This window comes from Streptomyces sp. NPDC001027, from assembly GCF_040299045.1.
In the GTDB taxonomy this organism is placed as follows: Bacteria; Actinomycetota; Actinomycetes; order Streptomycetales; family Streptomycetaceae; genus Streptomyces.
Genome location: NZ_JBEPBI010000321.1, coordinates 1 through 7,258, shown reverse-complemented (window position 1 = coordinate 7,258; position 7,258 = coordinate 1). Strand labels below are relative to the sequence as shown.

At 72.1% G+C, this 7,258-nt stretch carries 7 protein-coding genes; 3 read left to right on the top strand and 4 right to left on the bottom strand.

The features are described from left to right. The coding region (locus ABT300_RS39330) for a methionine adenosyltransferase domain-containing protein (protein ID WP_351686574.1) at positions 1 to 183 on the top strand (183 nt) is incomplete at its 5' end. A gap of 115 nt (positions 184 to 298) precedes the next feature. Here the strand turns inward: ABT300_RS39330 and ABT300_RS39325 are convergent. Next, positions 299 to 1,663: an acyltransferase gene (locus ABT300_RS39325; protein ID WP_351686572.1), complete on the bottom strand. Its 1,365-nt coding sequence runs from the start codon at positions 1,661 to 1,663 to the stop codon at positions 299 to 301. A gap of 256 nt (positions 1,664 to 1,919) precedes the next feature. Between ABT300_RS39325 and rfbH the strand changes: the two genes are divergently transcribed. After that, positions 1,920 to 3,221 carry a lipopolysaccharide biosynthesis protein RfbH gene (gene rfbH, locus ABT300_RS39320; protein ID WP_351686569.1) on the top strand — a complete coding sequence of 434 codons (1,302 nt, stop codon included), beginning with the start codon at positions 1,920 to 1,922 and terminating at the stop codon, positions 3,219 to 3,221. A gap of 79 nt (positions 3,222 to 3,300) precedes the next feature. Here the strand turns inward: rfbH and ABT300_RS39315 are convergent, their stop codons facing one another. Further along, positions 3,301 to 4,521: a macrolide family glycosyltransferase gene (locus tag ABT300_RS39315; protein ID WP_351686567.1), complete on the bottom strand. Its 1,221-nt coding sequence runs from the start codon at positions 4,519 to 4,521 to the stop codon at positions 3,301 to 3,303. Positions 4,522 to 4,572: 51 nt separating this feature from the next. Next, on the bottom strand, positions 4,573 to 5,181 hold the full coding sequence (locus ABT300_RS39310) for a dTDP-4-dehydrorhamnose 3,5-epimerase family protein (RefSeq protein WP_351686564.1): 609 nt from the start codon (positions 5,179 to 5,181) through the stop codon (positions 4,573 to 4,575). A gap of 187 nt (positions 5,182 to 5,368) precedes the next feature. On the opposite strand from ABT300_RS39310, the gene ABT300_RS39305 reads away from it, so the two are divergent. Further along, positions 5,369 to 6,370 carry an NAD-dependent epimerase/dehydratase family protein gene (locus tag ABT300_RS39305; RefSeq protein ID WP_351686561.1) on the top strand — a complete coding sequence of 334 codons (1,002 nt, stop codon included), beginning with the start codon at positions 5,369 to 5,371 and terminating at the stop codon, positions 6,368 to 6,370. Between the two features lie 21 nt (positions 6,371 to 6,391). On the opposite strand, the gene ABT300_RS39300 is transcribed toward ABT300_RS39305, so the two are convergent. Beyond that, on the bottom strand, positions 6,392 to 7,258 hold an 867-nt coding region (locus ABT300_RS39300; protein WP_351686558.1), incomplete at its 5' end, for an AfsR/SARP family transcriptional regulator.

Here is a 7,258-nt window from a genome sequence, read left to right as displayed (position 1 = left end):
ATCGAGAAGGCCATCGACGACGTCTTCGACCTGCGCCCGGCCGCGATCATCCGCGATCTCGACCTGCTGCGCCCGATCTACGCCCAGACCGCCGCGTACGGCCACTTCGGCCGCGAGCTGCCCGACTTCACGTGGGAGCGCACCGACCGCGTGGACGCGCTGCGCAAGGCCGCAGGCCTGTAGGCGGTGACAGGGGGAAGGGCCCGCGGACACCGCCGGAACCGGTTTCCGCAGGCCCTTCCCCCTGCGGACCTGGCCGCCTCTCTCCCCCGTGAGGCGTTCAGGAGGGGAGCCGCGATCAGAGGCCGCCAGGGCCGTCGGCAGCGCCGCGCAGACGCTCGACCCACCGGGGGCTGCGCAGTGCGTCGGCTGCCTCTCGGGGAACGCTCAGGTGGACATCGCGGCTGTGGTCGTCGTCGGGAGTGGGCGTGACGAGTGCCGTCCACGGGATGGGGCTTGCGGGGAACTCGAACCAGAACGGCCGTCCGGCGCCGAACTCCAGCGTGTACACGGGCAACTTGCCGGAGTCGTTCAGGGCCACCGTGCCCTCGAAGGCGTCCAGTGACATACGGCTGAGGACCCGGGCCGAGCGCCCGGCCTGCCGCTGGGCCTCCAGGAAGGCGGCCTCCTGGCGCACCCGGACGGGCGTGACACGGTCCACGGCGGCGCGTACCGCGGAGACGGTGTGGGCGAGGGGCTCTTCGCGCAGCTCGCGGGCCGGCAGCACGGCCGTGGTGTTGGACACCGCATTGCCCCCGTAACCGTGCGGAAGGCGGTCCTTCAGCACGGCCCGCAGTCCGACCACGATCCCCAGACGCTCCTCGGCGCCGGGTTCCCGGTCGCGGAGCGCGCCGAGGACCCGCCACACGTGTGCTCCCAGCGCGACCGCGCTGGACGCAGGAGGCAGATCGGCGTCCTGTCCGGCGCGGGCGGCCGCGCGCAGGCCGAGGACGTCTGCCGCGCTCAGTCGGACCGTGACGGTACGGACCTTCCACGCACGGGAGTTGACCCTCCAGATGAACCCGAACTTCTGCCGTCCGGTGACGACCTGGTACTGCGGGTCCTCCGGTGCGGGACGCGCCTCGCCGGCCAGGTCGTCCAGCAGCGACCGGTCGTACGGCGCCGCGGAGGCGTCCAGTCCGGCGTGCGTGCGCGACCAGTGGCGCAGGAAGTCGAGGTAACCGCCGCCGTCGACGACGCTGTGGTTGACGGCGACGCCGAGCACGGAGCCGCCTCCTCGCATGTGGGTGACCTTGACCGTGAGCAGCGGTGTGTCGTGCCCGACGACGCGGAAGGCGTTGACGGAGTGGATGTACCGGCGCAGATCCTGCTTGGCGGAGCGGTCCGGCCCGTAGTCCGGCATCGCCTGCTCGGAGCGGGCGACGGCGAACACCGCGCCGGCGTCGTTGCACACCACGCTGAGGCCGCCGTCCGCGTCGCGTTCGAGGCGTCCCGTGAGCAGCGGATGGTGCGCCAGCGTGCGGCGCAGGGAGTCGGCCAGGGCGTCGGAGTCCAGGGTCTGCCGGTAGAAGAAGGTGCGCGGTGTGGCGAACGTTCCGTTCAGCAGGTCGTGGACGCCGAGCCGGACCCGCTCGCCGGACGTCCCTCCCCCGCGCAGGACGACGATCTGCCTGGGCTTGCCCGGCGGGCGGCCGTGCTTCATGGGTGCGTCTCCAGGGAGGGGCGGAAGGCCCACGCGGGCCTGGCTCCTCCAAAGTGCCGGGTCCGCGACGATGAAATCCCTAGACCTCATGCTCTTGGTGGATCCCTAGAATCGTCCGGCGTGCCTGGCCTGCGGGTGGGCGCACGTGCTGGTCTGGGGTTCCCCCGATCGAACGATACGGGCGTGGGGACTCGCTTCGACTGCGAGCCGGCGAGCACGTCTCGTCCCCACCGGCACATACAGGAGGCCATCAGCCGTGGGGAACGACAAGACCGAGATTCTCGACCTGGTGCGGGAGTACCACCGCTCCACCCTCTCGTCGGGGTTCGTGCCGGGCCGCACGCCGGTGCTGGCGTCCGGTGCGGTGCTCAGCGAGGACGACCGGGTGGCGCTGGTGGAAGCGGCACTCGACATGCGCATCGCTGCCGGGGTCAGCTCGCGCAGGCTGGAGCGTGCGCTGGCGAAGTACTTCGGGCTGCGCAAGGCGCATCTGACCAACTCCGGCTCGTCGGCCAATCTGCTGGCCCTCAGCAGCCTCACCTCGCCGCAGTTGGGCGTGGACCGGCTGAAGCGCGGCGACGAGGTGATCACGGTGGCCGCCGGGTTCCCCACGACGGTCAATCCCATCCTGCAGAACGGCATGGTGCCGGTCTTCGTCGACGTCGAGCTGGGCACCTACAACGCCTCACTGGAGCGGGTGGAGGCGGCCATCGGTCCGCGCACCCGCGCGATCATGATGGCCCATGCGCTGGGCAACCCCTTCCAGGTGCGGGAGATCGCCCAACTCGCCGAGGACCGTGGCCTGTTCCTCATCGAGGACAACTGCGACGCGCTGGGCAGCACCTACGAGGGGCAGCTCACCGGAACCTTCGGGGACCTGGCGACCGAGAGCTTCTATCCCGCCCACCACATCACGATGGGCGAGGGCGGCTGCGTGCTGACGGACAACCTCGCCCTGGCGCGGATCGTGGAGTCGATGCGCGACTGGGGTCGCGACTGCTGGTGCGAGCCGGGTGAGGACAACCGCTGCTTCAAGCGTTTCGAGCACCAGATGGGTTCGCTGCCGGAGGGCTACGACCACAAGTACATCTTCTCCCACGTGGGTTACAACCTGAAGTCGACGGACGTCTCGGCGGCGCTCGGGCTCCAGCAGCTCAGCCGCATCGACGAGTTCGGCAAGGCCCGGCGGCACAACTGGGCCCGGCTGCGGGAGGGTCTGGACGGGCTGCCGCACCTGCTGCTTCCCGATGCCACGCCGGGCAGCGACCCGAGCTGGTTCGGCTTCGCCATCACCGTGCAGCCGGGCGCTCCGTTCCAGCCCGGCGCTCTGATCGACCACCTGGAGTCCAGCATGGTCGCCACCCGACGTTTCTTCGCGGGCAACCTGACCCGTCACCCGGCTTACGAGGGACAGGAGTTCCGGGTCAGCGGACCGCTCACCAACAGCGACATCACCACCGAGCGGACGTTCTGGATCGGCGTGTACCCGGGTCTGACCGACGAGATGATCGACCACAGCATCAACACGGTGCTCGAGTACGTGACCCTGCCGCACTGACCCCGCGACACGTCCACGGGGTGGGTCCCGGCGCCCCAGGTCGCCGGGACCCACCCCGTTTCGTGTGCCGACGGACCGCTCAGCCGCGCGTCGTCGCCGGAACCCGCGCCGCCCACGTCTGCAGGAGATCGGCGGCACGGGCGGCGCCGCCCGCCGTGCGGACGGCCTCCCGCATCGCGGCGAGGGCCGCGGGCCCTGCGGGGTCGGCGAGCAGCTCGTCCACCGTGCCGGCGAGACGCCCGGCGGTCAGACCTGCCCGGGACAGCGCCCGGCCGACCCCGCGCTCCTCCAGCCGCTGCGCGCTCAGCGCCAGTTCATGGGCTCGGGGCAGGGCCACCACAGGCGTGCCGTAGAACAGGGACTCCATGATGCTGCCCATGCCCGCGTGGCACACGAACACGTCGGCGTGCGGCAGCACCGCGGGGTGCGGCAGCCAGGGGTGCGCCTCGACATGCGCCGGCAGCGACCCGAGGAGCGCGGGGTCGCTGTCGCGGCCGAGCGTCATGACGACATGCCACTCGGTCGGCGAGAACGCCTCGGCGCACAGGCGGAAGAAGTCGCCGCGGTCTCCCGACTCCGTGCCGAGCGACACCAGTGCGACGCGGCGCCCGTCGCCCGGGGGCGACCAGAGGCCGGGTTCGGGCTCGGTGAAGACGGGGCCCACGAAGGCGAACCGGTCGTCGAAGGCGTCCCCCTCGATCTGGAAGGCCCGCGGCAGGAAGACCAGGTTCCGGGCGTCCCATTCGGTGCCGTACCGGCCCATCTCGTCCAGTCCGATGCCGTGTTCGCCCATGAAGCCGATGAGCACCCTGGCTCCCTCGGCCATCAGCGGGTGCCCGGGATCCCACATCTGGGCGCGCAGGGAGAAGGTCTCGTTGGCGGCGTGGCTGGGGCAGACCTGGACCGGCACGGCCCCGAGGACACGGGCGGCCACACGGCCGGCGGCGACCGTCTCGAAGTCGTAGAGCACGACGTCGGGCGGGTCGGCTGTCAGGGCCTCGAGTGCGGCGGGGAAGACGGTGCGCACGGTGTCGACGAGCAGGTCGTAGCCGTCACGGGCGAGCCGGTCCGGGCTGGGGTCGGCGGCACGGTAGAAGTCGCCGCGCCCGGAGACGTAGGTGACGGCGCGGGCGCCGCAGTCCTCCACGACCGGGCCGAACCGCTCGTCGACGACGTAGGTGACGCGGTGGCCGCGGGCGAGGAGTTCACGGGCCACTCCCAGGGTGGGCGCGATGTGGCCGAAGTCGGCGAACAGCAGCAGGGCGTAGTGGCGGGCGGGCGTGGGGGCGCCGGGCGTCATCGGCTCTCCGAAAGGGTGTCTGACGGCCCGGGGACGGGCCGAGAAGGTGGTTCAGCGGGCATCCGCCCGGAGCGCCTCGTAGTACGCCAGGCAGTCCTCGTACCGGGCCAGGAGTCCGGTGTCCCGGGCCTCGGCCACGGAGATCGCCGCGGAGTCCTTCACCGACATCAGGGGGGTCTCCGACAGGCTCCAGGGCAGGGCGAGATCGGGGTCGAAGGGGTCGACGTCCACTTGTGTCCCGGGCACGAACCCGGTGGAACACAGATACGACACGCAGGTGTCGTCGGTGAGGGCGAGGAACCCGTGCATCAGCCCTTCGGCGACGAACAGCGTCTCGCCCGAGTCGGCGGACAGCCAGTTCGTCTCGTACACCCCCCACGTGGGGGATCCGACCCGCAGATCCACGACGATGTCGAGGACGGCGCCGCGCACCACGCACACCACCTTGGCCTGTCCGGGCGGAAGAAGCGTGCCGTGCAGTCCGCGCAAAGTGCTGCGGCGCGACACGGAGTAGTTCACCTGGGCCACGGGCACCGGCCGGCCGATCTCGTCGGCCAGCCGGTCGCACCGGAACGACTCGTAGAAGCTGCCGCGTTCGTCACGGAAGTGATGCGGTGTGATGTGGTAGGCGTCCGGTACGGCCATCTCTCGAACCTTCATGATGACTCCACCGTAGGACGTCGGGATCGAGGACCGATCGAGAACGGGCCACGAAGGGCTCGGGTCGACACAGCCTGGAGTGATCCTCGATCAAGGGCTGCTTGAGTGGTGTCGTCAGACCCGCGACCGAGCGGGGCAGCGACGGTGACCGGGCGTGCAGCGCGCGGGCCCGGGAGGAGAGACGGCAATGCCGGAGGTCGGTGCGCTGGGGCGGCCAGGCGATGCGGACGGGAGGTCGGGCCGCGTGCTGCTCCTCGGGGCGACCGGATTCGTCGGCCGTCATGTGGGAACCGCCCTGGAGCGGGACGGCTACGAGGTTCTCGCCGTCGCCCGTCACCCCCGCAAGACCCCGGCGTCCTGGCGCTTCCATCCCATGGATCTTGCCGACGCCGGGACCCGGGCACTGGTCGAGCTGATCGACGAGGCGCGCCCCGAGGCCGTGGTGAACGCCGCCGGAGAAGTGTGGTCGCCCACCGCCGACCGGATGCGCCACAGCAACCAGCTGCTCGTGGAGCGGCTCCTCGCGGCGCTGGCGGACGCCGGACCCCGGCCGCGGCTGGTGCAGCTGGGCTCGGTGCACGAGTACAGCCCGCAGCCCCGAGGGGTGTGGCTCACGGAGTCCTCGCCGGAGGTCCCGGCCACCGGCTACGGGCGGTCGAAGCTGCACGGCACGCGTGCGGTGCAGCAGGCCGTCGCGGCCGGCGCGGCGGACGCGGTGGTGCTGCGGCTGTCGAACGTCATCGGCGCCGGCACTCCGCGAGGGAGTCTGCTCGGGCAGGTGGCCGCGCAACTGCTCGAGGGAACAGCCGGGGGCCGCACGGCCGAGGTGCGGGTGTCGCCGCTGCGCAGCAGCCGTGACTTCGTCGACGCCCAGGACGTGTCCCGGGCCGTCGTCGCGGCGCTGCGCTCCCCCGGCGCCGCCGGTCGCGTGGTGAACATCGCGAGCGGCGCCTCGCAGCCCGTCCGGGACATGGTGGACCTGCTGATCTCCATCAGCGGCCGCTCGGCCCGGCTCGTGGAGCGTCCCGTCACGCAGTCGCGGTCGCTGACCGACGCCGACTGGATGGCCGTGGAGGTGTCGGCCGCGCGCACCGTCCTCGGATGGCAGCCGACCCGCACGCCCCGCGACATGGTGCAGGACCTGTGGCGTGCCGCGGCGGAGCAGCGGGACGGCTCGCCCGACGTGTGAGGTACCGGCCGAGCGTCCGCGTCAGCCGGGCAGCAGGTCGAGATCGGCCGTGCTGACCTGATCGGTCAGCACATGCTGGCGCAGACGCTGCAGGCCGGGTGAGGGATCCAGGCCCAGCTCGTCCCGCAGCTGCGCGCTCAGCCGTCGGTAGACGTCGAGCGCCTCGCTCCGCCTGCCGCACCGTTCCAGGGCGATGATGAGCGAGCCCTGGAACCACTCGTGCAGCGGGTGCGCGCAGGCGAGTTCCTTCAACTCGCCGACGAGATCGCGGTGTCGGCCCAGGTGCAGGCCGGCGGTGATGCGCAGCTCCTCGGCCTGGAGGTGGAGTTCGTTCAGCCGCAGAGCGTGCCCGTGCAGCGCCGGTCCCGGCGCGACGTCCGCGAACGGCGGCCCGTCCCACAGCAGCAGGGCTTGGTCGAGCAGCGCGACGGCGCCGGCCGGGTCGCCTTCTGCGAGTGCCGTACGGGCCTGGCCGGTGAGCCGCGCGAACGCCTCCGCGTCGCATGCGCCCGGCTGGACCCGCAGCAGGTATCCGTGGGCGTGGGTGACGAGCGGGCCGCTGTCGAGCGGCCCGGGGTCCTCGCCGCCGTGCAGCGCCTTGCGCAGCTGGTAGGCGTAGGTCTGCACGGTGGCGGTGGCGCTGCGCGGCGGGCGCCCGGCCCACAGCTCGGACGTCAGCGCGGCCAGCGGGACGACCGTGTCGTGCCGGGCCAGCAGCAGGGCCAGCACCTGGCGGACCTTCGGCGCCGTCGGTGTGACGTCCCGGCCGTCGGCCGAGACCCGCAGCGGACCGAGGGTGCGCCAGGTCAGCACGCCGCGGCCCCCGTGGCCGGGGCGGGGCGGACGGCCCGGCCCCAGACCCCGGGGTTGTCCCGGTACCAGGCGACG

Coding starts and splice junctions, on each gene's coding strand:
- ABT300_RS39325 (WP_351686572.1), bottom strand. CDS start 1,663: ATGAAGCACGGCCGCCCGCCGGGCAAGCCCAGGCAGATCGTCGTCCTG.
- ABT300_RS39315 (WP_351686567.1), bottom strand. CDS start 4,521: ATGACGCCCGGCGCCCCCACGCCCGCCCGCCACTACGCCCTGCTGCTG.
- ABT300_RS39310 (WP_351686564.1), bottom strand. CDS start 5,181: ATGAAGGTTCGAGAGATGGCCGTACCGGACGCCTACCACATCACACCG.
- ABT300_RS39305 (WP_351686561.1), top strand. CDS start 5,369: ATGCCGGAGGTCGGTGCGCTGGGGCGGCCAGGCGATGCGGACGGGAGG.